The organism is Pseudomonas lyxosi (assembly GCF_047758685.1).
Lineage (GTDB): Bacteria > Pseudomonadota > Gammaproteobacteria > Pseudomonadales > Pseudomonadaceae > Aquipseudomonas > Aquipseudomonas lyxosi.
This window is the reverse complement of sequence record NZ_CP180481.1, coordinates 1,395,383-1,422,130: the sequence shown is the minus strand read 5'-3', so window position 1 is coordinate 1,422,130 and position 26,748 is coordinate 1,395,383. Positions and strand designations below refer to the sequence as shown.

Genomic DNA, 26,748 nt, shown 5'->3' with positions numbered 1-26,748 from the left:
AGGCCCGCGCTCTACATGGCTGTGTGGGAGCGGGCCTGATTCAACCACTCACACACCGTATCAACACCCATCCTCCCGAAGTCTTCCCCTGTGCGGCTGCGCACACTGACAAACCCGCCTGCTTTTTCTTTCTCCCCGATGACCACCAGATACGGCACGTGCTGACTGTGCTCGCGAATCTTTTGGCGGACTTTCTCGTGGCGCAAATCCGCACGGGCGCGCACGCCACTTCTGCGTAATGCCTCGGTTACCGACTGCGCGTAATCCGCCTGACGTTGGTCCATGCTGACGATCATGACGTGTGGCGGCGTCCGCCAGTTATCAAGCTCCTGTTGGCAGGACCAGCACGTACCGTAAATCCGTTGCGGCAACGTACTGCTGATGTGGTCGAGGGTGAACGCTTGCAGCACTCTGGTCGCGGGGACATGCGGGCCAGCGGTCGTCGATTCGACGTTCCCGAGGCGGTACAGCGGCGTCTTTCCTTGACGGCGAATCGAGTGATTGGTCGCCGCCAGAGCCTGCATGCGGGCTTCGATCAGTGGCAGGTCTGCTGGCGTTAAGGATCGCTCGACAGAAAACTCATGAAAGAACCCGTCGCCCAGCGCCGTTCCTGCGTGCAGTTGCACCTGTGGATGGAGTTGTTTAACGGCCATGGCCAGCATCAGTGCGCAGGAGCGTCGCAGGATCTCCAGCCCATCGGGCTCTTGAGGCGTGACGATGCTGACCCTGGCATCGGCTTCGATCATGAACTCACAGTCCACCAGGATGCCGTCCACTCGGCCGGCCACCGCCGCTTTTGCCAGCCCGGGTCCGATACTCGCGGCGAGCTCGTACACCGACAGTGGCTGGTCGTATTCACGCAATGAACCATCGCTCAGGGTGATGTGAATCATGTCGGTGCTCTCGAGTGCTAGCGCATAAACCGTAGTGGTAAACCTTGGCAGTTGTCATTAAGACGTTCGTCGTGCCAAGCAATTTGCCCCGACACGATCGTGGTGCTGACGCTGTGGCGAAAACGCTGTCGGGCAAAGGGTGTCCAGGCGCATTGAGACAGAATCGGCTGCTGAGAAACGGCGACGCCGCCGGGTTCTGGTTTGATCAGAACGAGGTCGGCCCAATAGCCTTCGCGCAGATAACCGCGGTCGGGAATGGCGAACAGATCGGCGACCCGGTGACTGGTCTTGGCCACAAGTGTAGTGATCGGCAACACTTCATCCGCGACCAATTCCAGCAACGCGGGCAGGGCGTGTTGCACCAACGGTAAACCGGAAGGCGCCTGGCTGTACGGCCGCTGTTTTTCGGCCCAGGTGTGGGGCGCATGATCGCTGCCGATCACGTCGAGCCGATCGCTCAGCAATGCTTCGCGCAAGGCATCGCGGTCGGCTTGGCTTTTGATCGCCGGGTTGCACTTGATCAGGTTGCCGAGGCTCGGATAATCCCGGTCATCGAACAGTAAGTGGTGCAGGCAGACTTCGGCGGTGATGCGTTTCTGGGCGAGCGGCTTGTCTTCGAATAACGCCAGTTCGCGGGCGGTGGTCAGGTGCAGAACGTGCAGTCGGGTGCCGTGACGCTTGGCCAGGTCCACGGCCATTGAGGAGGAGCGAAAGCAGGCCTCGGCGTTGCGGATCAGCGGGTGGGCCGCAGCAGGAATGTGTTCGCCGAACAAGTCACGCAGGTTCGCGGCGTTGGCGTCGATGCTGGGCGTGTGTTCGCAGTGGGCCAACAGAATGGTCGGCACCTCGGCGAATAACCGCTCCAGAATCTGCGGGTCATCGACCAGCATGTTGCCGGTCGAGGCGCCCATGAACACTTTGACGCCGGCGACTTCACAAGGATTGAGTCTGGCGACGGTGTCGAGATTGTCGTTGCTCACGCCGAAATGAAAACCGTAATTGGCGACGGAGCTGATCGCCGCTCGACGCTTTTTGTCGGCCAGTGCGCTGAGGGTCAGGGTCGCCGGATTGGTGTTGGGCATGTCCATGAAGCTGGTGATGCCACCGGCCACCGCAGCCCGCGATTCGGTGTAGAAGCTGCCTTTGTCTGGCGAGCCTGGATCGCGGAAGTGCACTTGGTCGTCGATCATTCCGGGCAATAGCCATTGCCCTTGTGCGTCGATTTCCACGTCGGCATTTTCACCGTGAATGCTGCTGGCGATCTTCACGATTCGCCCGTTGCTCACCAACAGATCACCGTCAAACTCACGACCTTCGTTCACCAGTCGGGCATTGCGAATCAGCACGCTGCTCATGGTCAGAACTCGTTCTGCAGGGCTTTGTAGCCGCGCACCAGGTCGACGTTGGTGCGCGCCACGTCCTCGGAAAACTCCGAGGCACTGACGCTCACCGGTGGGAACTGCGACAGATCTGTCTTCGGGCCGATGCGGGTGGTGGAGGGCACATAGAAGTCTTCAGGCAAGTCGCGACCATCGACTACCGAGTTGTGCCGCACCACGCATCCGTCACCGACTGCGCAGTTGAACAGCACGCTGTTGAACCCGATAAACACCCGGTCGCCAACCTTGCACGGACCATGAACGATCGAGCGGTGGGCGATGGAACTGAACTCGCCGATGGTCACTGCCGCCCCGGACTTGGAGTGGATCACCACGCCATCCTGGATGTTCGAGTTGGCGCCGATGGTGATCGGCTCCATCTCGCCTGAGGCATCCACTTCGTCAGCGCGTATCACCGCGTAAGGACCGACGAAGACGTTCTCGCCGATCACCACTTTGCCGCAGATGATGGCGGTTTTATCCACGTAGGCAGATTCCGCTATCACCGGCAAATCACCGGAAGGATTCTTGCGGATCATGGCTTGCTCAACGCGTCGTACAGGGTGTTGAGGTTGTACTCGAACAACCCGATGAAGGTGCTGGCCGGCCCGGTCGTCGCGAGCGCATCCGAGTACAACGTGCCACCGATGTGCGCGCCGCTTTCATCGGCAATCTGCTTGAGCAGGCGTGCATCCTTGATGTTTTCCATGAACACCGCTTTGACCTTGGCCTGGCGAATCTGGGTGATGAGTGCAGCGACTTCAGCGGCTGACGGTTCGCGTTCAGTGGACAGGCCTTGAGGCGCCATGAAGTCGATGCCGTAAGCCTGACCGAGATAACCGAATGCGTCATGGGACGTTACGATTTTGCGATTGCCCGGTGGCAGCGAACCGAGTTTGGCCTTGGCTTCGGCAAGCAGCGCGTAGATCTGTTTCAGGTAGGCCTGGCTGTTGCGTTCGTAGTCGGGTTTGTTCGTCGGGTCAGCGGCGATCAGTGCCTTGGTGATGTTGCTGATATACAGCTCAGCGTTCGCCAGATTGTGCCAAGCGTGTGGGTCGGGAATCGTCTCGCCATCTTCATCCAGGGAGCGCGGGATGACGCCGCGGCTCGCGCTGATCACTGGCGCTTTGGTCTCGGTGCTGGTCACCAGGCGGTCCAGCCATGGCTCGAAACCCAAGCCGTTTTGGATGATGAGTTTGGCTTTGAGCAACGCTTTGGCGTCGTCCGGCGTCGGCTCGTACGTGTGAGCATCGGCATCCGCGCCGACCATGTTGATGATCTGGATATGGTCGCCGCCGACTTGATGGGTCATGTCGGCGAGGATGCTGAAACTGGTGACTACCTGAAGTTTTTCCGCAGCAGACAGCGACATCGACAGCATCAAACTGAACAGCACGAGTAAAACGCGCATCGGGTAACACCTCATTGGGATGTGAGCAAAGGCGGGCGGCGCAGCAAACCGTGCACCGATCCGAACACCACGGACAGCAGATATAAACCGCCAGCCACCAGCACGATCGCCGGGCCACTGGGCAGCGAGAAGTAGAACGACAGCAACAATCCGAGCCACACCGAGAGGCAGCCGAGCAGGGCGGCGATGGCCATTAACGTCGGCAAGCGACGACTCCAGAAGCGCGAAGCGGCGGCGGGCAACATCATCAAACCGACGACCATCAGCGCGCCGATGGCCTGAAAACCGATCACCAGATTCAGCACCACCAGGGTTAGAAATACGCCGTGAGCCAAGGGGCCGAGTCGGCTGACGGTTTGCAGAAAGAGTGGGTCGAGGGTGTCCAGCAACAGCGGTTTGTAGATGAAGGCCATGGCGATCAGGCTGAAGCCGGAGACCCAGAGCATGCCTGTCAACGTCGGGCCATCGACCGCCAGCGCCGAGCCAAACAACAGGTGCAACAGGTCCAAACGTTTGCCGGCGATACCGAGGATCAGCACACCGCAGGCAAGGGAGATCGGGTAGATCGCGGCGAGGCTGGCGTCTTCCCGCAGGCCGGTGCGACGGGTGATCCAGGCAGCAAGTCCGGCCATGCCGAGACCGGCGCCGAGGCCGCCGACGGTCAGCGCCGGCAGACTCAATCCGGCGAACCAGAAGCCCAATGCGGCCCCCGGCAGAATGCCGTGAGCCACCGCGTCGCCGATCAAACTCATCCGTCGCAGGATCAGAAATACGCCCAACGGTGCGGTACTGCACGCCAGGACCAATCCACCAAGCAGCGCTCGACGCATGAACACGAACTCGTGGAACGGTTGCCAAAGATGAGCGACCGCGAGCATCAGGCCACCCGCGTATGTGGTTGTTGGTGGATCAGATCAACGCTCGACCCGAGGACGCAGCCGGCGCTTTTGATCAATAACGTTTGAGGAATGTGTTGGCGAACGGCGGCCAGGTCATGGCACACGATCACCTGGGTTCTGCCCTCGGCATGCCAGGCGTGAATATGTTTCCAGAGCAGTGCCTGACCGAGTTCGTCGAGGGCGGCGTGGGGTTCGTCGAGCAATAGCAGTGGCGAATCCGCGAGGCTCAAACGGGCGAGTAAGGCACGCTGTAATTCGCCGCCGGACAAGGCCATCAATGGGCGCTGTTCCAGTCCGCTCAGACACCAGTTTTCCAGGACGGCTTTGAGGCGTTGTCTGCGTCTCTCGGGAGACTGCGTGATACCCCAGAAACCGGCGGCGACTAACTCTTGCAAGCTGATGGGGAATTGTCGATCCAGGTGTTGTTGCTGAGGCAGGAACGAGAGCTTGCCCTTGCGTGGAACATCCAAGATGACTTTGCCGGTCAGCGGTTTTTGCAAACCCGCGATGACTTTCAGCAGGCTGCTTTTACCCGAGCCATTGGCACCGATTACGGCGGTCAGACTTCCTTTGGCCAGTTCGAAATCCACGGGGGGAGTCAATGGCTGGCCGGGTGCACCCCAACGCAAGGTTTGGCAATGGATCATGCTGCCTCCCAATTCCAGAGGCTTTCGGCGACCGCATCGTGTGCGTGGAGGCTTTCCGCGTGGACGACTCGTATGTGGAAAGCGTTGATGCCGGGGGAGCGTTTCAGCGCCAGGTTCAAACGTCGGGCGGCGTCTTCGCAGAACATCAGGTTCTGACCGTTGGCCAGCGCGAAGGCTTGTTCGTCTGCGCGTTTTACGGCGGTTTGTACGGCGGTACCGAGAGCCGCTTCGGCGTCGTTGATGATCGCGATCAGCGGCAAGTCATCCAGATAGTCGTCCACTCGAAGCCATAATTCCGCATTGCTCCGTTGGCTGTGAGGCGTTGCGACGATGCCTTTTGTGGAGCCGAGCCAAGTCAACACATCAGCGTGTTGCAGCGGCTTGTTGGCGAAATCATCGATGAATTGCTGCTGAATCAACTGCCGGGAAAGCGCGGCCGAACACGGACAAGTCGAGGAATAAGGCACGTCGATTTTTAGTTCCACGTGGAACATCGCGTTTTTCAAACGTGCTTCGATGCTCACTGGATAGGCTTTCCAGCCGGCCAATGGACTGACCAGCGCCGGTCTTTTGAGCAGTAAATCCGTGTGGATTTTTAAGTACGCGCTGTTGGACAGACCTTCATGAGTCTCGAGAAAACTTTGCAAAACTCGCCGCAACAAGGCGGGTGTCAGGTTTTCTTGTTCGAGCATTTCCAGCGCCAAGTACAGCCGCGACATATGAATTCCACGCGCCTCGCCATCATCGAGACTTACGCCCGCGTCGGCTTTCGCACTCAGTCGTTGGCCATCGAACAAAACAGGAAGAGCAATGCCGCACATGCCCACCCAGTCGAGTGGCAGGGCTTGGCGTGAGGCCTGCGCGGCAATATCCGGCAGAGTCAGCGCATTCATGAGCAGGTCCATCGTGGGAGTCGATGCCTTATGTTATGTTATTACATCTAAATCGACCATGCCTTTTTCATGAACAGGCTTTCATCATGCACAGACGTCAGTTGCTCAACCTGATCCTGGCCAGCGCGGCCTTCGCTTTACCGTTTGGCGTCTCGGCCACGCAGATTCGCAATGCGCGGCTCTGGCGTTCGGATGACAAGCTGCGATTGGTGTTCGATCTGAGCGGGCCGGTGCAATACAAGACGTTTTCCCTGAGCGCTCCCGAACGGTTGATCATCGATCTGAGTGGCGCCAACCTCAGTGGCGATTTCAGTCAGTTGACGCTCAGCAACACCGTGATTCGCTCTATCCGCTCCGGACAATTTGGCGTTGGTGATACCCGGATCGTCCTTGACCTCAGCAGTCCGGTGCAGCTCGCCAGTTTTTTACTGCCGCCTCAGGACGGTCAGGGCCATCGACTGGTACTCGATCTGAAGACGGCTGCGCCGATACAAATGGCGGCGGCGCCCGAAGCGGCCATCGACAAGTCTCACCCCAAGCGCGACATCATCGTCGTGGTCGACCCTGGTCATGGCGGCAAAGACCCCGGCGCGGTCGGCGCCAAAGGTGAGCGTGAGAAAGACGTGGTGCTGTCCATCGCCCAACTGTTGGCCAAACGGCTGAAACGCGAGAAGGGCTTCGACGTGAAACTGGTGCGCAACGACGACTTCTTCGTGCCGTTGCGCAAACGGGTGGAGATCGCTCGCAAGCACAACGCCGACATGTTCATCTCAGTGCATGCCGATGCCGCACCGCGTCTCACCGCATCAGGCGCTTCGGTTTACTGCCTGTCTGAGGGTGGAGCAACCTCGGCGACGGCGCGTTTCATGGCGCAACGTGAGAACGGCGCAGACCTGCTGGGCGCTACCAGCCTGCTCAATCTTAAAGACAAGGACCCGATGCTTGCCGGGGTCATTCTCGACATGTCGATGAACGCGACCATCGCCGCCAGCTTGCAGTTGGGCAGCACGGTGCTCGGCAGTCTGGCGGGCATCACCACATTGCATCAGAAGCGCGTGGAACAAGCGGGATTTGCCGTGCTGAAGTCGCCGGATGTGCCGTCGATCCTGGTGGAAACCGGCTTCATCTCAAACGCTCGCGACAGTCAGCGACTGGTCACCGCGCGCCACCAGCAGGCCGTAGCCGATGGCTTGTTCGAAGGATTACAGCGCTATTTCCAGAAAAATCCGCCGGTAAACAGTTACATCGCTTGGCAGCAAGAGCAGAAAAAATCCCAGGCCTAACATCCTGTAATTCGGCTACAGGTGAACTTGCCACTGCTGCCACCGGAACTGGAAAACCGATTGATCGTGGTCCAGCCGACACGACGGTTGTAGCCGACCCAGGCCTCGCCATCGGAAGCGAGGCCGGTGAAGAACGTGAGTTGTCCGTAGCGACTATTGGTCTGCGCCCAATGGCGTTTTCCGGCTGCTTCGAAGCCCCGCAGATAGATCGTGCTTCCGACGGTGTTGACGCTGTAGGCGTTGCCGTCGCCATCCACGCAGGCCAGCAGATTGGCGCTTCGGGTGCATTTGGCCAGGCTCGGGATTTGCGCCCAGGCGTCGACAGCGACCAGCAGCGAAAAGCTCATCAGGGTTATTTTCAGGGCTACACGCATAGGGTTTCTTTCGGACCGAACGGGCTTGAGCATCGTGCCCTTTGTCATCGTGGGCAAGAGGGAGTGGCTTGATTGTGTTGTTATACTATAACATCAAGTTAAGCCCGACACTGCGAACGGGCATCTCTGTGAGGAATACCTGATGCCCAATCGTCTCCCCGTCACCGTCCTGTCGGGCTTTCTCGGCGCTGGCAAAAGCACGCTGCTCAACTACGTGCTGCGCAATCGCGACAACTTGCGCGTCGCCGTGATCGTCAATGATATGAGCGAAATCAACATTGATGGTGGCGAAGTCCAGCGCGATGTCAGCCTGAACCGCGCGGAAGAAAAACTGGTGGAGATGAGCAACGGCTGCATTTGCTGCACCTTGCGCGAAGACTTGTTGGAAGAGGTGAGTAAACTTGCCAAGGAGGGTCGCTTTGATTATTTATTGATCGAATCCACTGGCATTTCCGAGCCGCTGCCCGTGGCGGAAACCTTCACCTTCCGCGATGAGGAAGGGCAGAGCCTGGCCGACATCGCCCGGCTCGACACCATGGTCACCGTGGTCGATGGCATGAACTTCCTGCTCGATTATCAGGCCGCCGAAAGCCTCGCCTCCCGTGGTGAAACCTTGGGCGAGGAGGACGAACGCTCGATCACCGACCTGTTGATCGAGCAAATCGAATTCGCTGACGTGATTCTGATCAGCAAGATCGACTTGATCAGCAGCAGCGAACGCCTGGAGCTGATCGCGATCCTTGAGCGTCTCAACGCCCATGCGGAAATCATCCCGATGGTCATGGGCGAAATTCCCTTGGCGAAGATCCTGAATACCGGTCGTTTCGACTTCGAGAAGGCCGCCCAGGCGCCGGGCTGGTTACAGGAGTTGCGCGGCGAACACGTGCCCGAAACCGATGAATACGGCATCGCCTCGACAGCCTACCGAGCACGCCGACCGTTTCATCCGCAGCGCTTTTTCAGCTTCATCGACCGCCCGTGGGTGAACGGCAAACTGCTGCGCTCCAAGGGCTTCTTCTGGCTGGCCAGTAAGCACATGGACGCCGGCAGCTGGTCCCAGGCCGGCGGATTGATGCGCCATGGTTTCGCCGGACGCTGGTGGCGTTTCGTGCCGAAAACCCAGTGGCCGCAAGACGAAGAAAGCACCGCCGGGATCATGGAAAACTGGACTGCAACCACCGGCGATTGCCGCCAGGAACTGGTGTTCATCGGCCAGAACATCGACTTCGCGCAACTCACCAGCGAACTCGACAATTGCCTGCTGACCGACGATGAAATGGCGTTAGGTGTCGAGGGCTGGCGATTAATGCCAGATCCATTTGGCCCGTGGCATGAAGAGGCGGCAGCCTGATGTTGGCACCCAGTCTGAAACTGCGGCCGATCATTGATCAGGTTCAAGGTGAGACGCCGCAAGCGCTGCCCCGAATACTGGATGACGGCGTAAATCTCGCGGTTTGGCAGCGCCATCTGCCGGCGCACATCGCTGATTTCGGGCGTTTGCTGCTGTCCCTGAACGAGCCGTTGGCCGAGTCGCTGGTCCTGGAACTGCCCAGCGATGACACCGAACCCAATCTTCAGGGATTGGCCTCAGGTTTCAGCGATCTGGAAGGTTACGAAGGTTTCATCGCCGACGTCTCCTGGCTGGTCAGTGCTTTCGCCTGTTTGCTGGGCGCCAAGCGTGTCGGCCTGCGCCTGCGGGTCCTGGACAAGGCCATGTGCCCGCGTTTCCACGTCGATCACGTGCCGGTGCGGCTGATCACCACGTATTGCGGGATCGGCAGCCAGTGGCTGAAGGAAGGTACGATGGATCGCCGACAACTGGGCAAAGTCGAAGCCGAACCCCAGGACGATTCGCGGATAGAGCAGATCGTCAGCGGCGAAGTCGCGTTGCTCAAAGGCGAGAAATGGCATGGCAACGAAGGCTTCGGCCTGATCCACCGTTCACCACAGCTTGCGTGCGGTGAGCGGCGGCTGATCCTGACGCTCGACTGGCTAAGCTAGCGGCTCATGGCTTGAGCCAGGTTCCCTGGCTCTGGGCTTCGCAAAACGGCTTCAAATACGCCGCATCCGTGGCTACGCCGTAATAGTGAATATCCTGCCGGTAAGGCATATTGGCGACTTGAGCGTTGCTGCACACGCCGAACGCGCCGGTAGGGCATTGATCGACGTACTGCACTTCGACTTTCTGGCCAGGAAGATTCGGCTGGCAGAAACCATCGGCGAACAGTTTTTCCGGGATGTTGCGGTTCTGCTGGCAGACTTTCACGTCGAGTCGCGCAGCCGTGCTATGTACCACGCAGGCTTGAGCCAGCGCCTCACCTGAAGTGAGCGCCAGGAGCAACGACAATCCCATCAACCGCATCCTTTACCTCCTCAGAAAACTTCGACCATGTTGCAGAATATTCCCACGCACGTCATTGCTGGCCCATTGGGTGCCGGCAAGACCAGCCTGATCAAGCATCTGCTGGCGCAGCGGCCGGCGAATGAGCGTTGGGCGGTGCTGATCAACGAGTTCGGCCAGATCGGCCTCGACGCTGCGCTGCTGACCCGGGACGCCGATGGTATCGCACTGGGTGAAGTGGCCGGGGGCTGTTTGTGTTGCGTGAATGGTGCGCCGTTTCAGATCGGCCTCGGGCGTTTGCTGCGCAAGGCGCGGCCGGATCGGCTATTCATCGAGCCCTCCGGGCTGGGACATCCGGCGCAATTGCTCAGGCAGTTGAGTGAGGCGCCGTGGCAAGGCGTGTTGGCTGTTCAACCCTGCGTGCTGGTGCTGGACGCCCAGGCACTTGCTGCCGGCAAACCGCTACCGGTGGCGCAACAGGAAGCGCTCAAGAGCGCCGGGTTGTTACTGATGAATAAAGCCGAAAATATCGACGACGCTGATCGCCAGCGAATCGCCGCACAGTTTCCGACGCGTCCGTTGTACTGGACGCAGCAAGCCGCGTTGCCGTTGAGCGAGTTACCAGGGTTTGGGGTTCAGGCTGTAGCGGGTGTGGATAACTTCGTCACGCCCAAAGGATTGGCACAGCTGCCGGCCATCTGGACCGATCCTGCGCTGCCAATTTGCTTGAGCCAGGAACAGGAGGGCGGCTGGAGCGTGGGATGGCGCTGGCATCCGAGTCAGACGTTCGATGCGACGCTCGTTGGCCGTTGGCTTGAAAGCCTTGCCTGGCGGCGGGCGAAGCTGGTTATCCACAGCGTCGACGGATGGGTTTCGGCGAATGCGCTGGAAAACCCGGTGCTGGATTGGCAACCCAGCGAATGGCGGCGTGATTCGCGTATCGAGCTGATTTTCAGTGAGCCGCAGGATGTTGATTCATTACAAAGAGATCTAGCCGACTGCCGGTCGAGCCCGACTTGAATCAAGGACGCCATTTAGTGTGTTCTTGCCGCCACTGACTCATCTCGATCACCTCGGCGCGCGGTTTCACTACATCGGCCACCGCAGGTGTGTCGTCGAACGGCATCGGGTAGGGCGCCAGCTCAATCTGCGCACTGTGGGCGCCGAACTGGGTGATGGTGCCGTTGTGACGGCTTTCACCGGTCACGGTGAATTCGAAGTTATACACACGGGCGAGGCGCCGCCGGCCGTTGGCGTCTTTAATGAAAGCGATCTTCTTCAAGGCCACGTTGCCGTCCAGCAGCTCGATTCCGAGCTTTGCGCAATGCAGCTTGACCCGCTCCAGCGCGCGCTCGCGCAGGCCATGGTTGTGCCACAACCACGCGCCACCGGTGGCAAGCAGCATCAGGACGAAGATATTTCCAAGGGTCAGCATCAACACGTTGCTCCAACAAGATAGTGTCAGCTTAACTGCGTCGCCGGTCTGTCGTACAGGCTGCGTTTAGTCGCATACTGCGCGGCTTGAATTTCAATCGTTTGACGGAAAACCCACCGCATGAAACGTACGCCCCATCTGCTCGCCATCCAGTCCCACGTGGTGTTCGGCCACGCTGGCAACAGCGCCGCGGTTTTCCCGATGCAGCGGGTCGGGGTGAATGTCTGGCCGCTCAATACCGTGCAGTTCTCCAACCATACCCAGTACGGCCAATGGGCCGGTGAAGTGCTGGCGCCGCATCATATTCCCGACCTGATCGAAGGCATCGCGGCGATTGGCGAACTGGGCAACTGCGACGCCGTGTTGTCCGGCTATCTCGGCAGTGCTGCCCAGGGCCGGGCGATCCTGACAGGTGTGGCGCGGATCAAGTCGATGAATCCCAAGGCACTGTATCTGTGTGACCCGGTGATGGGCCATCCGGAGAAGGGTTGCAGCGTACCCGCGGAAGTCAGTGATTTCCTGCTGGAGGAGGCGGCTGCCGTGGCGGACTTCATGTGCCCGAACCAGCTGGAGCTGGACAGCTTTTCGGGGCGCAAACCGCAATCGTTGTTCGATTGCCTGGCCATGGCGCGAGCGCTGCTGGCGCGTGGTCCGAAGGCTGTGCTGGTCAAGCATCTGGACTATCCCGGTAAACCGGCGGATGTTTTCGAGATGTTGCTGGTGACGGCCGAAGACAGCTGGCATTTGCGCCGTCCGCTGCTGGCGTTCCCGCGGCAGCCGGTGGGCGTCGGCGACCTGACCTCCGGACTGTTTCTGGCTCGCGTGCTGTTGGGCGATAGCCTGGTGGCGGCTTTCGAATTCGCCGCGTCGGCGGTGCATGAAGTGCTGCTGGAAACCCAGGCTTGCTCCAGCTATGAGCTGGAGCTGGTACGGGCTCAGGACCGGATCGCGCACCCGCGGGTGCGGTTCGAGGCGACGGCGATCAGTTTGTAACAACATTCGCGGAAAAAATCGCAGCCTTTGCGCTGGCTGCGACTTTGTCGATATCAGGCGTCGCCCTTGATGTCCTGATAGCGCTTTTCCAGTTCCTGACGAATCTGCCGACGTTGCTGGGCCTGCATGAAGCGGCGTTTGTCTTCGCTGTTCTGCGGTTGCAGGGGCGGGACAGCAGCCGGTTTACGGTCGTCATCCACAGCGACCATGGTGAAGAAGCAGCTGTTGGTGTGGCGCACCGAGCGCTCGCGGATGTTTTCGGTCACCACCTTGATGCCCACCTCCATGGAGGTGTTGCCGGTGTAGTTCACCGAGGCCAGGAAGGTCACCAGTTCGCCGACATGAATCGGCTCGCGGAAAATCACCTGGTCCACCGACAGGGTCACCACGTAGCGGCCGGCATAACGGCTGGCGCACGCGTAAGCCACTTCGTCGAGGTATTTGAGCAAGGTACCACCGTGGACATTGCCAGAGAAGTTGGCCATGTCGGGGGTCATCAATACCGTCATCGACAGTTGTGCGTTTCCGGGTTCCATAGCGTTCTCACGGTTCAAGGCAGAATTTCGGGAGGGCGGCACCTCTGCGGGGGCCTTGTCAGCTTTTCCAAACCAACAGTTATCGGGACGCCGGGCGGGTGGCTGCCGTCACGCCCGGATCGATCTGTTTCCATATATTGCACCGCCTTTGCAGCGGAAGTCGTGGTGTTAACCTCCAAAAGTCCCCCTTAAGGAGCCCCACACCATGCACGCCATCAGTTTCATTCAAGATCTGGCAGTGATCATGTTGATCGCGGGTGTGGTGACCGTGCTGTTTCATCGCTTCAAACAACCGGTGGTACTGGGCTACATCGTCGCCGGCTTCATCATCGGGCCGCACACCCCGCCGTTCAGTCTGATCCACGATGAAGACACCATCAAAACCCTCGCCGAGCTCGGGGTGATTTTCCTGATGTTCTGCCTGGGCCTGGAGTTCAGCCTGCGCAAGCTGTTCAAGGTTGGCGCCACGGCGTTCATTGCGGCGTTCCTGGAAATCGTGCTGATGATCTGGATCGGCTACGAGATCGGTCGCTGGTTCGACTGGAACACCATGGACTCGCTGTTCCTCGGCGCGATCCTGGCGATTTCCTCAACCACCATCATCGTCAAGGCGCTCAACGATCTGAAGATGAAGAACGAGCGCTTTGCACAGCTGATTTTCGGCGTGCTGATCGTCGAGGACATCCTCGGCATCGGCATCATCGCCTTGCTGTCGAGCATCGCGGTCAGCGGCACGGTCAGTTCCGGCGAAGTGTTTTCAACGGTCGGCAAGCTCTCGCTGTTCATGATCGTCGCACTGGTCATCGGCATCCTGCTGGTGCCGCGATTGCTGGCCTACGTGGCGAAATTCGAAAGCAATGAAATGCTGCTGATCACTGTATTGGGGCTGTGTTTCGGCTTCTGTTTGCTGGTGGTCAAACTTGAATACAGCATGGTGCTCGGTGCCTTCCTGATTGGCGCGATCATGGCTGAATCCCGGCAATTGCTGAAAATCGAGCGCTTGATCGAACCGGTTCGCGATCTGTTCAGTGCGATCTTCTTTGTCGCCATTGGGCTGATGCTCGATCCGATGATCCTGCTGCAATATGCATGGCCGATTGCGGTGATCACCGTTTCCGTGGTGCTCGGCAAGATGTTTTCTTGCGGTCTTGGCGCCTTTATCGCTGGCAATGATGGACGCACCTCACTTCGAGTCGGGATGGGGCTTTCGCAGATTGGCGAATTTTCTTTCATCATCGCGGCGCTGGGCATGACGTTGCAGGTCACCAGCAACTTCCTTTACCCGGTCGCCGTTGCCGTCTCGGTGATCACCACGTTGCTGACGCCCTACCTGATCCGCGCGGCTGATCCGCTGTCGGTCAAGCTTGCCGAGGTGATGCCGAAGCGACTGGGCAGGGTATTGGGGATGTACGGCGAATGGCTGCGCAGCATCCAGCCTCAGGGCGAGGGCGCGCTGCTGGCGTCGATGATTCGGCGAATTCTGTTGCAGGTGGGCGTCAATCTGGCGCTGGTGATTGCGATCTTCTTCGCGGGCGCTTATTTCGCCGAGCGCATGTCCGCTTACCTGCAAGACTGGATCAGCGACCCGAGCTGGCAGAAAGCGTTGATCTGGGGCGGGGCGTTGCTGTTGTCGCTGCCGTTCCTGATCGCCGCCTATCGCAAGCTCAAGGCGCTCTCGATGCTGTTGGCGGAGATGGGCGTGAAGCCGGAGATGGCCGGCCGCCACACGCAGCGAGTGCGTCGGGTGATCGCCGAAGTGATCCCGATCCTCTCGCTGCTGGTGATTTTCCTGCTGCTGGCAGCCTTGTCGGCCAGTATTCTGCCGACCAACAAGTTGCTGGTGCTGATCGTCGTCGTCGCGGCCGCTGTAGCGGCGCTACTCTGGCGCTGGTTCATCCGCGTGCACACGCGGATGCAGGTGGCATTGCTCGAAACATTGGACAACCACAAGGACTCCTCAAGCCACTGAGACCTGTAGCAGCTGCCGAAGGCTGCGTCCGGCTGCGCAGCAGTCGTAAACCCGGATGACTCGGTTTTCCTGACGCACCTCGTTGTCTGATATTGCGGCCGCTTCGCAGCCGAACGCAGGCTGCGCCAGCTGCTACAAAGTCGAGGCGTCTCAGCTTTCCAGCCAGACGTCCCGCGCCCAGTGCCACACCGATTCCCAGGTTTCTTCGGCGATCAGCTCTTCTTCGGCCAACCACAGCACCACGGTGCCGTCTTCTTCGACCAGGTAGTAGTTGTCACCGTCCTGGCAGATCGGAATCATGCTGCGATCAACACCCGCATCCCAGGCGTTGGCGGCAACGTCCGGCAGGTAGGTGTGGGATTGCGGGTCGGTGACAGTCACCGGCTCCAGGCTGCCGTAGACGACGTCGCTGACGGTCAGCAAAAACTCTCTGAAGACAAATGGAATGTCGATGAACAGCTGTTCTTCGATTTCCACCAGTTGATCTTCGTCGGGTAACTCCAAGGGGACCGGTACCGGTTCGTTGGCTTCACGCAGTTGTTCGATGATTTCTTCCACGTCCGGGATCCTCTTGCTTGATGGCGCGGTTTAGTTGGGGCGGTTTATACAGTAGCTCGCTATAGATGCAACCGCGAAATAGAAAACCCCAGCCAGGGCTGGGGTTTTCATTACAACATGCTTAACGCGGGAGGGATCAGCCGTTCTGGCGGATACCGGCGACCAGCCAAGGCTGGTTCTCGCCCTGCGGACGTTCCATGTTCCAGCTTTCGCTGAACACTTCGCCCTGGTCGAAACGCGAGGTCTTCGACACACCGGTAAAGGTCAGGGTGGCGATGGTCTTGTCGGCGCGATCATCCACGCCGTCCAATTGAACATTGAGGTTATCAATGTAGGTGGACTGGAAACCGTCGCCCAGATCGGCACGTTCGCGCTTGAGGAACTCCAGCAGTTGCGGGGTCACGAACTCGGAGATTTTGTCCATTTCGTTGGCGTCCCAGTGCTGCTGCAGGGACTGGAAGTGGTTGCGGGCCGCTTCAATGAAGTTCTTTTCATTGAACCAGGCCGGAGCGTTGATCACCGGACGAGCGGCAACCGGTGCTGCCGAACCGCCGAAGATCGAACCCATGGCCGTTGGCTTCTGCTCGAACACTTCACGCTGCATCGGTGCGCCAGCTGGAGCCATGTGCTCTTGCTGTTTGCGACGACGAGCGGCGATGAAGCGGAAGATCAGGAAGGCGATAACCGCCATGATCAGGATGTCGAAGATCTGCATGCCCTGGAAGCCGCCGCCCATGAACATGGAGGCCAGCAGGCCACCGGCAGCGATACCGGCCAGAGGGCCGAGCCAGCGCGAAGCACCACCGGCCTTGGCGGCAGCGCCAGCGGCACCGGCCGCGCCCGCAGTGGCAGCAGCGCCGCCTGCAGCAGAAGAAGGAGCCATTTGGCTGGTCTGGTGAGTCGGCGCAGCGCCGGAGCTCTTGCCGCCACCAAAGCGCTTGGCGTTGGCGTCGAGGCTCATCGTCAGGCCGATGCACAACGCCATGGCGATGCTAAGAAAACGTTTCATAAAGGGAATTCCCATTTGTGGATGGCACGCGCGCCATGTTGCACAGCTGAAGTGTTACTGGCTAGCGGCAGAGTGTTTCGGGCTTTTGCCTGACAGGTTGTGTTCAGCTTCAGTCAGCGCAATAAGGCCTGTTAACTTTGGTCCGTAGGACGAGTGGATAAGTTCTGTAGGAATGCCCGCAGCGGGCATCGCGCATATAGATCGTTCCCACGCTCTGCGTGGTAACGCCGCCATGGACGCTCTGCGTCCACTGTGACGCGGAGCGTCACGGGATGCATTCCCACGCAGAGCGTGGGAACGATCAGGCCGTACTAAATGGGTTCCAGCTTCGCGTAACCCAGCATCAGCCACTTGCTGCCTTCGCTGAAGTTCACCTGCACCCGAGCCTGTGCACCGGCACCTTCGAAGTTCAGGATCACGCCATCGCCGAATACCGAATGTCGTACGGCCTGGCCGAGGCTGAAGCCGGTGTCCGGGATCTCGCTACCACCAAACAGACTGCTGGAGCTCTGCTGCTGGCCACCGCCGAACGGACGGCTGACGCTGTTGGACAGCCGCACTTCCTGGATCAGGCCTTTCGGCACTTCACGTACGAAACGCGAAACCTTGTTGTAGGTCTCGCTGCCGTACAGGCGTCGGGTTTCAGCATAGGTCATCACCAGGTTCTGCATCGCCCGGGTGATTCCGACGTAGGCCAAGCGGCGCTCCTCTTCAAGACGACCGGGTTCTTCCAGGCTCATCTTGTGCGGGAACAGGCCTTCTTCCATGCCCACCAGGAACACATAAGGGAATTCCAGGCCCTTGGCGCTGTGCAACGTCATCAACTGAATGCTGTCTTCGTGCTCGTCGGCCTGAGTATCCCCGGCCTCCAGCGATGCGTGACCGAGGAACGCCGCCAATGGCGACAGGTCTTCGTCTTCTTCAGCGTTTTCGAAGTTGCGCGCGGCGCTGACCAGTTCCTCAAGGTTTTCTACCCGAGCCTGGCCTTTCTCGCCTTTTTCCGCTTCGTGATAGGCGATCAGCCCGGACTGCTCGATGACGGTCTGGGTCATCAGATGCAGCGGCATTTCCATGCACTTGGCGGCGAGGTTCTCGATCAGCTCGATAAATGCGCCCAGCGCGCCAGCGGCACGGCCGGTCAGGCCTTTATTAGCCACCAGCAGACGCATGGCTTCCCACATCGACACATCGCTGTGACGGGCATGGTCGCGAATCGCTTCAACGGTTTTCTCGCCGATGCCACGGGCCGGAACGTTGATCACCCGCTCCAGCGCTGCATCGTTGCCGCGACCTTCCAGCAAGCGCAGGTAGGCCATGGCGTTTTTGATTTCTGCCCGTTCGAAGAAGCGCTGACCGCCATAGATGCGGTACGGAATGCGCTCACGCAGCAAGGCTTCTTCCAAAACGCGCGATTGGGCGTTGGAACGGTACAAAATCGCGATATCGCTGCGAGCCAAGCCTGTTTTCAGCGCGCTTTCGATGGTTTCCACTACGTAGCGTGCTTCATCGTGTTCGTTGAACGCGGCGTACAGGTTGATCGCTTCGCCTTCGCCGCCGTCGGTCCACAGCTCTTTGCCCATGCGCCCGGTATTGTTGGCGATCAGGGCGTTGGCTGCTTTAAGGATACCGGCGGTGGAGCGGTAGTTTTGCTCCAGACGAATGGTTTCAGCATCCGGAAAATCGTCGGAATACTGATAAATGTTCTCGATTTTCGCGCCGCGCCAGCCGTAGATCGACTGATCGTCGTCGCCGACCACCATCAGGCTGTCGCCGCCCTTGGCCAGCAGTCGCAACCAGGCGTACTGCACGGCGTTGGTGTCCTGGAACTCGTCCACCAAAATGTGCCGGAAGCGCTTTTGGTAGTGCGCCAGCAAGCCCGGATGATCGCGCCATAGATCGAGGGCACGCAGCAGTAATTCGGAGAAGTCGATCACGCCAGCGCGCAGGCACGCAGCCTCGTAGGCTTCATAAATGCTGCGCATGGTCGCCAGGAACAGGTCGCCGCTGGCTTGTATGTGTTGCGGACGCAGACCTTCGTCTTTCTGCCCGTTGATGAACCATTGGGCCTGACGGGCCGGCCAGCGTTGCTCGTCCAGGCCCAGCTCGCGGATCACCCGCTTGACCAGCCGTTGCTGGTCGTCGCTGTCGAGAATCTGGAACGTCTGGCTCAGGCCGGCTTCCTGCCAGTGTGCCCGCAACAAGCGGTGTGCCAGGCCGTGGAAGGTGCCGACCCACATACCGGCCGGGTTGATACCCATGAGCTGCTCGATGCGATGACGCATCTCGGCAGCGGCCTTATTGGTGAAGGTCACCGACAGGATCGAGTGGGGCGAGGCGTTTTCGACCTGGATCAACCAGGCGATACGGTGCACCAGCACTCGGGTTTTACCGGAACCAGCACCGGCCAGGACCAACTGACGACCCACGCGGGCAGCTACGGCCTGGCGTTGGGCATCGTTGAGGGAGTTCAGCAGAAGGGAGAGATCATCGCGCATCGGGGCATTCTAGGGGGCGGCGTCACACCGGGCAAACCCCGCATTGCTTTAGCCGATGAAAGATAGGTGCAGGACGACCGGTCGGTCACTGGCTGCAAGCGTTGGCGGGGCTTGCTTGCTTGCTTTTACAAAGGTGCAAGCAGTCGAGACTTTGGTCTACTTTATGATCTGGAGCAGTTTGGTCCGGGCATTTGCTTGTGTATGCTCCGACGACGTTTCGGGCTCATGCTCACCATTATAAGAACAAGAACATTGCCTATGACCCTCAGCACCGACCTGTCGGGCCCCGTTGTGGAGCCTCGGGTTATCCGCAAACAGTACGCCATGGAAATGGCGGTCGAACGCACGCGTCTGCTTTATCAGGGCTCATTGCTGCCCACATTATTCATGTTGATCAATGGTCTGGTCTGCGCTGGCTTGCTTTGGAGTCCGCAGCGTTACTTCCTGGTCAGCGTCTGGCTGGTGTGGCTGCTGTCACTGGTGGCGTTGCGAGTGATTCAAGTCGCGGCCTTCGATTCGGCGATACCCAATCGCCAGGCCCATCCGATCTGGCGCCGTATGTTTTTGCTGGGTTCGGCCATGACCGGCCTGACCCTGGCCGGCGCCGGCATTGCGCTGGTACCCGCCGACAACTTCATTCAACAAGCCTGGGTGTTCGGCCTGATCGGCGCCGCAGCGCTTTCGGCCAGCGTGGCCTACGCGGTCAGCCTGCCGGCGTTCCTGTCCTTTACCTTGCCCTGTCTGTTGCCGGCCATCGGCTATCTGTTCTGGGGCGGCGATGAACAAAGTCAGGGCTGGGGCTGGTTCGGCCTGATTTTGCTGGGCGCGTTGAGTGTGGTCGCCTGGCAGGTCAATCGGCTCATCGATAGCGGACTGTTGCGGCGCTTCCAGAATCAGGCACTGATCGAGCACTTGCAGCAGGCTCAAAGCTGCAGCGACCAACTCAATCAAAAGCTGGCCAAGGAAATCGACCAGCGCCGTCGTGCCGAGGACGAACTGCGGCAAATTCAGATCGAGCTGGAAAGCCGAGTTGCCCAGCGCAGCCTGGAGCTGGACGCCGCCAACCAGGCCCTGAGCAAGAGCGAAGCGCGTCTGGCGCTGGCGTTGAAGGCCAGTGAGTTGGGCTTGTGGGACTGGAACCTGCAAACCGACGAAGTCCATCACACCCATCTTCAGGAGCTGTTCGGCCTGGAGCCGGAATTCGTGACGGCGATGCTTCGCCACCTCAAGCCGCGCCTGCACCCCGATGACTTGCCGTCGCTCAAGCGTGCGCTGGTCGAGCATTTGAAGGGCCGCAGCGAGGACTACCAGATTGAGTACCGCGTGCGCCACGGCGATGGTCATTGGGTCTGGATCGAGGACCGAGGTCGAGCGGTTGAGCGTGGCGAAAATGGACGGGTGATCCGCATGGTCGGCACTCGTCGCGACATCAGCGCCAGCAAAGCTCTGGAAGAGCAACGGCAACTGGCCGCGACGGTGTTCGAAGCCGCCAGTGAAGGCATCGTGATTTTCGATCCGAATTACGCGTTGATCGCGGTCAATCAGGCCTTCAGCCGAGTCACTGGCTATGACATTGAAGACATGATCGGACGCAACGTGGTCGAGTTGGCATGCAGCCGCGATGCCCGCCGGCACTACGCGGCGATTCATCAGGCGCTGGAGCAGCACGGCAGTTGGCAGGGCGAGCTGGTAGAAACCCGCAAGAATGGCGAGTTGTATCCGCAATGGTTGCAACTGAACGCTGTGCGCGATGATCGAGGAAATGTAAGCCATATCGTGGGCTTCTTCGCCGATTTATCGGCCCGGCGCGAATCTGAAGAGCGCATGCGTTACCTGACGCATTACGACGAATTGACGGGCCTGGCTAACCGTTCTCTGTTCCGCGAACGGCTAAGCGAAGCTCATCAGCGGGTGCGCCAGGGCGGCTACCGCAGTCTGGCGTTGCTGCACATTAATCTGGATCGTTTCAAGCTGCTCAATGACAGCCTTGGCCATGAAATCGCCGACCAGCTGTTACAGAAAATGGCCCGGCGGCTGGTCAATGCGTTGCCTGAAGCAGACACCATCGCTCGCTTATCCGGCGATGAGTTTGCCGTGTTGTTCAATGCCTACGGCAACCTGTCGAGCCTGGCGCGGGTGGCGACCCGACTGTCGACCAAGCTGCGCTTGCCGATCACTGTCGAGGGCCATGAACTGGTGGTTAGCGCGTCCATGGGCATCAGTATGTTGCCGGACAACGCGCGAGAAATTTCCGCGCTGGTCCATCAGTCAAATATGGCCATGCAGCACGCCAAGCACTTGGGCGGAAATAACTTCCAGTTCTACACCGACAGCCTGCAAGCCAGCACGCTGGAGCGCTTGCAGCTGGAAAATCAGCTGCGTAAAGCCATCGAAGAAAAGCAGCTGAAGGTGTTTTATCAACCGAAGCTGTGCCTCGCCACGGGCCGGTTGAATGCCGCCGAGGCGCTGGTGCGCTGGGATCACCCGACCATGGGCCGTGTGCCGCCGGGGGACTTCATCGGCCTGGCCGAGGAAACCGGGTTAATCGGCCCGATCGGCGAGTTCGTGTTGCGTCAGGCCTGCTGGCAAGCCTGTGAGTGGCAGCGTCAGGGGCTTGAACCGATACGGGTGTCGGTAAATCTGTCGGTGCATCAATTGCGTCAGGGCAAACTGGTCAGCCTGGTGCGTCAGGTGCTGGAGGAAACCGGTCTGGCGCCGCACTACCTCGAGTTGGAACTCACCGAAAGTCAGTTGCTGGACAGCGTCGAGCACATCATCGCGACCTTCCAGCAATTGCGTGATCTGGGGGTTAAGTTGGCGATTGATGACTTCGGCACGGGTTATTCGTCCTTGAGCTACCTCAAGCGCATCCCCGTGGATTACGTGAAGATCGATCAGGCATTTATCCGCGGTCTTGGGGAGGGCAGCGAGGATGCGGCGATCACCCGGGCGATCATTGCGATGGCTCACGGGTTGTCGTTGAAGGTGGTGGCTGAAGGGGTGGAACGGCCGGAGCAGCTTGAGTTTTTGCAGGCTGAGCACTGTGATGAGGTTCAGGGGTATCTGATCAGTCGCCCGGTCGAAGCGCAGGCACTGGCGGTTCTGCTACAAGCGCAAGGCGCCGGCTGAAGTAATGACAAAATAACACCCTCCCGTCACATACTGTGGCGAGAGGGTGATGACACTTATTAGTGAGTAATCAGTACTTTGTTAATGTGATGAATTTGTTCGCCTTTATAGAAGATACTCACGTCGGTGACATGGGAGTCACCCTTAACTTTATATTCAACAAACTTGTCTGTCACGACTTGCAGTGCAGCTTGATTGGAGGTTTCAAGTTGCAGCTCCAGTCGTAGGTTAGAAGATTTATCTTGTACTTCAGCCATCACCAATTTTGGGGTGATACCTGTGTGCGCAACGGTTACGTAGCCGAAGGTGCGGAAAAAAGCTGCGCCTGGCATACGGTTAATTTGTGCGGTCCAGTTTTTGGTTTTAATGCTCGTAGCGCGTAACTCGCCTATAATGCCAAAAGCGTGTAACCCGGTTTTAATGCTCATAACGTGTAACTCCTGTAATTAAAGTTGATTGCGTCCTGCGTGAGCAATATATCTAACTAAACTTGTTTGTGGGTAGTGTGTGTTGGTTGTAATTGTAAAGTTGTATGTTTCAAGTTTGTTGTTTTCTGAATAACTAAGCGACACAACTTAAAACGGGGTGACTGGTGGCCCCCGTTGGCCTTGTGGAATTGCTTATCTTGCGTCTGAGCACTGACGATGAGTGCTACATCGAGCGCGCGCGCCTGAAGACGAGGGATGTGGTTACGCATTGAGCAGGCAAAAAGCCGATTCATGTAGTATAACTACAAGCGTGCTACATCCCCGGCACCTGCCAATAACAAAGAGTCCAGCCCTTTGAATCTGCTGCAACACATCGCCCAGTCACGCCACCTCTTACGCAAGTCGGAGCTCAAGGTCGCCGACCACGTGCTGCTTGATCCTGCGGCGGTGATGCACAGCTCCATGGCCGACCTGGCCCACAACGTGGGCATCAGCGAACCGACCATCGTGCGGTTCTGTCGCGCCATCGGTTGCTCCGGTTTCCAGGACTTGAAGCTGAAGCTGGCACAGAGCCTGGCTGCTGGCGCGAGCTTCGGGCAGTTCGCGATTCATGAAGACGATTCGGTCGCTGATTACAGCCTGAAAATCTTCGACACCACGCTGCACACGTTGATGGAAGTTCGCGAGAAGCTTGATCCGGTGGAGTTGCAGCGTGCTGTGTCGCTCATGTCTCAGGCCCAGCGGGTCGAGTTCTATGGCTTTGGCGCGTCGGGCGCAGTGGCGGCCGATGCCCAGCACAAATTCTTCCGTTTGCTGCTGACGGCGGCCGCGTATTCCGACCCGCACATGCAGGCGATGTCGGCGGTCACGTTGAAACCGACCGACGTGGCGATCTGTATTTCCCAGTCCGGGCGTTCCAAAGATTTGTTGATCACCGCCAATCTGGTGCGCGAGAGCGGCGCTTCGCTGATTACCTTGTGCCCGAGCCAGACACCGTTGGCCGAACTGTCGACCGTCAACCTGGCGATCGATGTGCACGAAGACACCGAGATCTATACGCCGCTGACCTCGCGCATCGCCCACCTGGTGGTGATCGACGTGTTGGCGATGGGCGTGGCCATGGCGCGCGGGCCGAGCCTGGTCAATCACCTCAAGAGCGTCAAGCGCAGCCTGCGCAGCTTGCGGCTGTCGCCTAAATCGGTAAAAGCGCTGGACGATTGATTCTGGCTGGAATTGTGGCGAGGGATCAGCCGGTGAGTTTCATCGTTCTGTAACCCGCCCGCCGCCAAACCGTCATCCCTCGCGCCTATCTTGAAACTCCCGTAATCGCCTTGGGAGACTCGAAATGGCCCAGCCCTACGAAGAACGCAACAGCGCCGTCAGAACCCGTCGTCAGCAGGAAGACCAGCGCCGCATGGAATTTCGCCGCGCCATCGAAGATCGCTGCGAGCGTCGCCAACTGCAGGCCGAGATCGGTGACTTCCCTGAGCTGGAGCTCAACTACTGGCAGGCGGCACCGGCAACTTCCCGTCGAAACGCTCAACCAGCGCGCTGATCTGCACCCGCTCGCTGCGAATAAACGCAAGGAATGCGTGCGCCACCGGTGACAGCCGTTTCGCCTTGGCTTGCACCAGGCACCAGCTGCGGTACAACGGCAGCTCTTCGACCGGCAGCTCTATGAGTGCGCCGGTCGCCAACTCAAGGTTCAGGGCGTGGCGCGTCAATAGCGCCAGGCCCAGACCCGCCCGTACGCATTCACGCTGGGCTTCGGCCGACGCCACCTCCTGGGTTTGCGTGAAGTGCACGCGCTTCTCCTTGAAATACTCCTCGCAAGCCAGTCGCGTACCGGAGCCCGGTTCGCGCAACAGCAGTGTGTAAGGTTCCAGATCCTGCAAGCGCAGCGGTCCCATATGGGACAGCGGATGATCCGGCGGCGCCACGGCCACGATTGGATTGTTGAGAAACGGCAGAAATTCCAGCCCCATGTCTTGCGGCACCATCGACATGATCACCAAATCATCGCGGTTGTCCGACAGGCGTCGAATCACTTGTCCGCGGTTAACCACCGTCAGGTGCAAGTTCACTTCCGGATGCTGGCGCTTGAACGCGGCAAACAGGTGCGGCACGAAATACTTGGCGCTGGATTCCACCGCCAGTTTCAGCTGTCCTTGCAGCGATCCCTGCATGTCAGAAAGCTGCATGTCGAGGTTTTCCAGGCGTCCGAAAATGTCCCGGCTGGCGCGCTGAAGGGCCTCGGCTGCCTCGGTCATGTAGAGCTTTTTGCCGACGTAATCGAACAAAGGCTGACCAATCAGCTCTTCAAGTTGACGAATCTGTAGGCTCACGGCAGGTTGTGTGAGAGACATTTCATCGGCTGCGCGGCTGTAGGACCGCAAATCACAGACCTCATTGAAGATCTGTAATTGACGCAATGTCATACGCATCAATGACTTACGCATTTTATAGACGCTCTCGCCGCGGGCTGATGCGTCAACTATAAGTCTTTACTTATGGCTGACCCAATAATTAATCATTTTTGTTAATCCCTTGTGGGGGCTAGTGTGGGGCTGCGACTGAATCGAAACATTTGGTCACGCGTCGACCTGGTCTAGCAGGTCGTGGGTACCACCGGCTCAAGGGAACCTCCAAGTGATAAAAAAGATCCTGATCGCCAACCGTGGTGAGATTGCCGTACGAATCGTACGTGCCTGCGCCGAGATGGGCATTCGCTCGGTCGCGATCTATTCCGACGCCGACCGCCACGCGCTGCATGTGAAGCGTGCGGACGAGGCCCACAGCATCGGTGCCGAGCCACTGGCCGGTTACCTGAATGCACGCAAGCTGGTGAATCTGGCAGTAGAAACCGGTTGCGATGCGCTGCACCCCGGCTACGGTTTCCTCTCGGAAAACGCTGAACTGGCAGATATCTGCGCAGAGCGCGGCATCAAGTTCATCGGTCCATCGGCTGAAGTGATTCGCCGCATGGGCGACAAGACCGAAGCCCGTCGCAGCATGATCAAGGCTGGCGTACCCGTCACCCCGGGGACCGAAGGCAACGTCGCGGATATCGCGGAAGCCTTGATCGAAGGCGACCGCATTGGTTATCCGGTGATGCTCAAGGCGACTTCCGGTGGTGGTGGCCGTGGTATCCGTCGCTGCGACAGCCGGGAAGAACTTGAACAAGCATTCCCTCGGGTCATTTCCGAAGCCACCAAGGCCTTTGGTTCGGCGGAAGTGTTCCTGGAAAAATGCATCGTCAATCCAAAACACATCGAAGCGCAGATCCTCGGCGACAGCTTTGGCAACGTGGTGCACCTGTTCGAGCGTGACTGCTCGATCCAGCGTCGCAACCAGAAGCTCATCGAGATCGCCCCGAGCCCGCAACTGACCCCTGAACAGCGCGCTTACATCGGCGACCTGTCGGTGCGCGCAGCCAAGGCCGTGGGTTACGAGAACGCCGGCACCGTGGAGTTCCTGCTCGCCGAGGGCGAGGTGTACTTCATGGAGATGAACACCCGGGTGCAGGTGGAACACACCATCACCGAAGAAATCACCGGCATCGACATCGTTCGCGAGCAGATTCGCATCGCCTCCGGTCTGCCGCTTTCGGTGAAACAGGAAGACATCCAGCACCGCGGTTTCGCGCTGCAATTCCGGATCAACGCCGAAGACCCGAAAAACAACTTCCTGCCGAGCTTCGGCAAGATCACCCGTTACTACGCACCCGGCGGCCCCGGCGTGCGCACCGACACGGCGATCTACACCGGCTACACCATTCCGCCGTTCTACGACTCCATGTGCCTGAAACTGGTGGTCTGGGCGCTGACCTGGGAAGAGGCGATGGACCGTGGCTTGCGCGCCCTCGACGACATGCGTCTGCAAGGGGTCAAGACCACCGCCGCGTACTACCAGGAAATCCTGCGTAACCCGGAATTCCGTAGCGGCCAGTTCAATACCAGCTTCGTTGAAAGCCACCCTGAACTGACCAACTACTCGATCAAGCGCAAACCCGAAGAGCTGGCCCTGGCCATCGCCGCCGCCATCGCCGCCCACGCAGGCCTGTGAGGAATAGAACA

Annotated in this window: 26 protein-coding genes; 10 read left to right on the top strand and 16 right to left on the bottom strand. The window is 59.1% G+C overall.

From position 1 onward, the window contains the following. Nucleotides 1-11 precede the first annotated feature (11 nt). From ACMXYI_RS06775 to folE2, 7 genes are read right to left on the bottom strand one after another with little or no spacing between them, the layout of a single operon-like run. Nucleotides 12-893, bottom strand: coding sequence for a His/Gly/Thr/Pro-type tRNA ligase C-terminal domain-containing protein (locus tag ACMXYI_RS06775; protein ID WP_415772375.1), 882 nt, complete (start codon nt 891-893; stop codon nt 12-14). A gap of 17 nt (nt 894-910) precedes the next feature. Next, on the bottom strand, nt 911-2,248 hold the full coding sequence (locus ACMXYI_RS06770) for a dihydroorotase (RefSeq protein ID WP_415772374.1): 1,338 nt from the start codon (nt 2,246-2,248) through the stop codon (nt 911-913). Nucleotides 2,249-2,250: 2 nt separating this feature from the next. Then, complete coding sequence (locus ACMXYI_RS06765) at nt 2,251-2,811, bottom strand: DapH/DapD/GlmU-related protein (protein ID WP_056738548.1); 561 nt, start codon at nt 2,809-2,811, stop codon at nt 2,251-2,253. Continuing rightward, nucleotides 2,808-3,683, bottom strand: a complete 876-nt coding sequence (locus tag ACMXYI_RS06760) for a metal ABC transporter substrate-binding protein (protein ID WP_415772372.1) — start codon at nt 3,681-3,683, stop codon at nt 2,808-2,810. Before ACMXYI_RS06760 ends, ACMXYI_RS06765 begins: the two co-directional genes overlap by 4 nt. 11 nt (nt 3,684-3,694) lie before the next feature. Then, nucleotides 3,695-4,561, bottom strand: a complete 867-nt coding sequence (locus tag ACMXYI_RS06755; RefSeq protein WP_415772371.1) for a metal ABC transporter permease — start codon at nt 4,559-4,561, stop codon at nt 3,695-3,697. Beyond that, nucleotides 4,561-5,229 (bottom strand): metal ABC transporter ATP-binding protein, encoded by a 669-nt coding sequence (locus ACMXYI_RS06750; RefSeq protein WP_415772370.1) that lies wholly within the window; start codon nt 5,227-5,229, stop codon nt 4,561-4,563. Before ACMXYI_RS06750 ends, ACMXYI_RS06755 begins: the two co-directional genes overlap by 1 nt. Beyond that, nucleotides 5,226-6,122, bottom strand: a complete 897-nt coding sequence (folE2, locus tag ACMXYI_RS06745; protein WP_415772368.1) for a GTP cyclohydrolase FolE2 — start codon at nt 6,120-6,122, stop codon at nt 5,226-5,228. Before folE2 ends, ACMXYI_RS06750 begins: the two co-directional genes overlap by 4 nt. Nucleotides 6,123-6,208: 86 nt before the next feature. On the opposite strand from folE2, the gene ACMXYI_RS06740 reads away from it, so the two are divergent. Beyond that, entirely contained in the window at nt 6,209-7,405 is a 1,197-nt protein-coding gene (locus tag ACMXYI_RS06740; protein WP_415772367.1) for an N-acetylmuramoyl-L-alanine amidase, read from the top strand. On the opposite strand, the gene ACMXYI_RS06735 is transcribed toward ACMXYI_RS06740, so the two are convergent. Further along, complete coding sequence (locus ACMXYI_RS06735; RefSeq protein ID WP_415765998.1) at nt 7,402-7,779, bottom strand: glutamine synthetase; 378 nt, start codon at nt 7,777-7,779, stop codon at nt 7,402-7,404. The genes ACMXYI_RS06740 and ACMXYI_RS06735 overlap by 4 nt on opposite strands. Before the next feature lie 142 nt (nt 7,780-7,921). Here ACMXYI_RS06735 and zigA point away from each other — a divergent pair, with 142 nt between their 5' ends. Both zigA and ACMXYI_RS06725 read left to right on the top strand, forming a co-directional pair. After that, the gene (gene zigA, locus ACMXYI_RS06730) at nt 7,922-9,130 is read left to right on the top strand and encodes a zinc metallochaperone GTPase ZigA (RefSeq protein ID WP_415772365.1); all 1,209 of its coding nucleotides are present in this window, start codon (nt 7,922-7,924) and stop codon (nt 9,128-9,130) included. Next, on the top strand, nt 9,130-9,780 hold the full coding sequence (locus ACMXYI_RS06725; protein WP_415772363.1) for a DUF1826 domain-containing protein: 651 nt from the start codon (nt 9,130-9,132) through the stop codon (nt 9,778-9,780). Before zigA ends, ACMXYI_RS06725 begins: the two co-directional genes overlap by 1 nt. 4 nt (nt 9,781-9,784) lie before the next feature. Here the strand turns inward: ACMXYI_RS06725 and ACMXYI_RS06720 are convergent, their stop codons facing one another. After that, nucleotides 9,785-10,141 (bottom strand): hypothetical protein, encoded by a 357-nt coding sequence (locus ACMXYI_RS06720; RefSeq protein WP_008156668.1) that lies wholly within the window; start codon nt 10,139-10,141, stop codon nt 9,785-9,787. Nucleotides 10,142-10,168: 27 nt separating this feature from the next. Here ACMXYI_RS06720 and ACMXYI_RS06715 point away from each other — a divergent pair, with 27 nt between their 5' ends. Continuing rightward, nucleotides 10,169-11,140, top strand: a complete 972-nt coding sequence (locus ACMXYI_RS06715; protein ID WP_415772362.1) for a CobW family GTP-binding protein — start codon at nt 10,169-10,171, stop codon at nt 11,138-11,140. Between the two features lies 1 nt (nt 11,141). On the opposite strand, the gene ACMXYI_RS06710 is transcribed toward ACMXYI_RS06715, so the two are convergent. Further along, nucleotides 11,142-11,555: a DUF3301 domain-containing protein gene (locus tag ACMXYI_RS06710; RefSeq protein WP_348125050.1), complete on the bottom strand. Its 414-nt coding sequence runs from the start codon at nt 11,553-11,555 to the stop codon at nt 11,142-11,144. 120 nt (nt 11,556-11,675) lie between these two features. On the opposite strand from ACMXYI_RS06710, the gene pdxY reads away from it, so the two are divergent. Beyond that, nucleotides 11,676-12,548 (top strand): pyridoxal kinase PdxY, encoded by an 873-nt coding sequence (pdxY, locus tag ACMXYI_RS06705; RefSeq protein ID WP_415772360.1) that lies wholly within the window; start codon nt 11,676-11,678, stop codon nt 12,546-12,548. A 53-nt stretch (nt 12,549-12,601) separates the two neighbouring features. On the opposite strand, the gene ACMXYI_RS06700 is transcribed toward pdxY, so the two are convergent. Beyond that, nucleotides 12,602-13,084, bottom strand: a complete 483-nt coding sequence (locus tag ACMXYI_RS06700; RefSeq protein ID WP_074872148.1) for an acyl-CoA thioesterase — start codon at nt 13,082-13,084, stop codon at nt 12,602-12,604. A gap of 205 nt (nt 13,085-13,289) precedes the next feature. On the opposite strand from ACMXYI_RS06700, the gene ACMXYI_RS06695 reads away from it, so the two are divergent. Further along, on the top strand, nt 13,290-15,053 hold the full coding sequence (locus tag ACMXYI_RS06695) for a cation:proton antiporter (RefSeq protein WP_415772358.1): 1,764 nt from the start codon (nt 13,290-13,292) through the stop codon (nt 15,051-15,053). A gap of 150 nt (nt 15,054-15,203) precedes the next feature. On the opposite strand, the gene ACMXYI_RS06690 is transcribed toward ACMXYI_RS06695, so the two are convergent. From ACMXYI_RS06690 to uvrD, 3 genes are all read right to left on the bottom strand, one after another. Beyond that, the gene (locus ACMXYI_RS06690; protein ID WP_008156656.1) at nt 15,204-15,611 is read right to left on the bottom strand and encodes an SMI1/KNR4 family protein; all 408 of its coding nucleotides are present in this window, start codon (nt 15,609-15,611) and stop codon (nt 15,204-15,206) included. Between the two features lie 136 nt (nt 15,612-15,747). Beyond that, nucleotides 15,748-16,620: a Tim44 domain-containing protein gene (locus ACMXYI_RS06685; RefSeq protein ID WP_415772356.1), complete on the bottom strand. Its 873-nt coding sequence runs from the start codon at nt 16,618-16,620 to the stop codon at nt 15,748-15,750. A gap of 311 nt (nt 16,621-16,931) precedes the next feature. Beyond that, nucleotides 16,932-19,115, bottom strand: a complete 2,184-nt coding sequence (gene uvrD, locus ACMXYI_RS06680) for a DNA helicase II (protein ID WP_415772354.1) — start codon at nt 19,113-19,115, stop codon at nt 16,932-16,934. A gap of 258 nt (nt 19,116-19,373) precedes the next feature. Here uvrD and ACMXYI_RS06675 point away from each other — a divergent pair, with 258 nt between their 5' ends. After that, the gene (locus ACMXYI_RS06675) at nt 19,374-22,244 is read left to right on the top strand and encodes an EAL domain-containing protein (protein ID WP_415772353.1); all 2,871 of its coding nucleotides are present in this window, start codon (nt 19,374-19,376) and stop codon (nt 22,242-22,244) included. A 59-nt stretch (nt 22,245-22,303) separates the two neighbouring features. On the opposite strand, the gene ACMXYI_RS06670 is transcribed toward ACMXYI_RS06675, so the two are convergent. Beyond that, the gene (locus tag ACMXYI_RS06670) at nt 22,304-22,672 is read right to left on the bottom strand and encodes a hypothetical protein (protein WP_415772351.1); all 369 of its coding nucleotides are present in this window, start codon (nt 22,670-22,672) and stop codon (nt 22,304-22,306) included. 354 nt (nt 22,673-23,026) lie between these two features. Between ACMXYI_RS06670 and hexR the strand changes: the two genes are divergently transcribed. Then, on the top strand, nt 23,027-23,893 hold the full coding sequence (hexR, locus tag ACMXYI_RS06665; RefSeq protein WP_008156648.1) for a transcriptional regulator HexR: 867 nt from the start codon (nt 23,027-23,029) through the stop codon (nt 23,891-23,893). 124 nt (nt 23,894-24,017) lie between these two features. Further along, the gene (locus ACMXYI_RS06660) at nt 24,018-24,227 is read left to right on the top strand and encodes a PA3496 family putative envelope integrity protein (RefSeq protein ID WP_415772350.1); all 210 of its coding nucleotides are present in this window, start codon (nt 24,018-24,020) and stop codon (nt 24,225-24,227) included. On the opposite strand, the gene ACMXYI_RS06655 is transcribed toward ACMXYI_RS06660, so the two are convergent. Next, nucleotides 24,169-25,131, bottom strand: coding sequence for a LysR family transcriptional regulator (locus tag ACMXYI_RS06655; RefSeq protein WP_149628534.1), 963 nt, complete (start codon nt 25,129-25,131; stop codon nt 24,169-24,171). The genes ACMXYI_RS06660 and ACMXYI_RS06655 overlap by 59 nt on opposite strands. Nucleotides 25,132-25,321: 190 nt before the next feature. On the opposite strand from ACMXYI_RS06655, the gene ACMXYI_RS06650 reads away from it, so the two are divergent. After that, nucleotides 25,322-26,737 carry an acetyl-CoA carboxylase biotin carboxylase subunit gene (locus ACMXYI_RS06650; protein ID WP_008156643.1) on the top strand — a complete coding sequence of 472 codons (1,416 nt, stop codon included), beginning with the start codon at nt 25,322-25,324 and terminating at the stop codon, nt 26,735-26,737. The last annotated feature ends 11 nt before the right edge of the window (nt 26,738-26,748 follow it).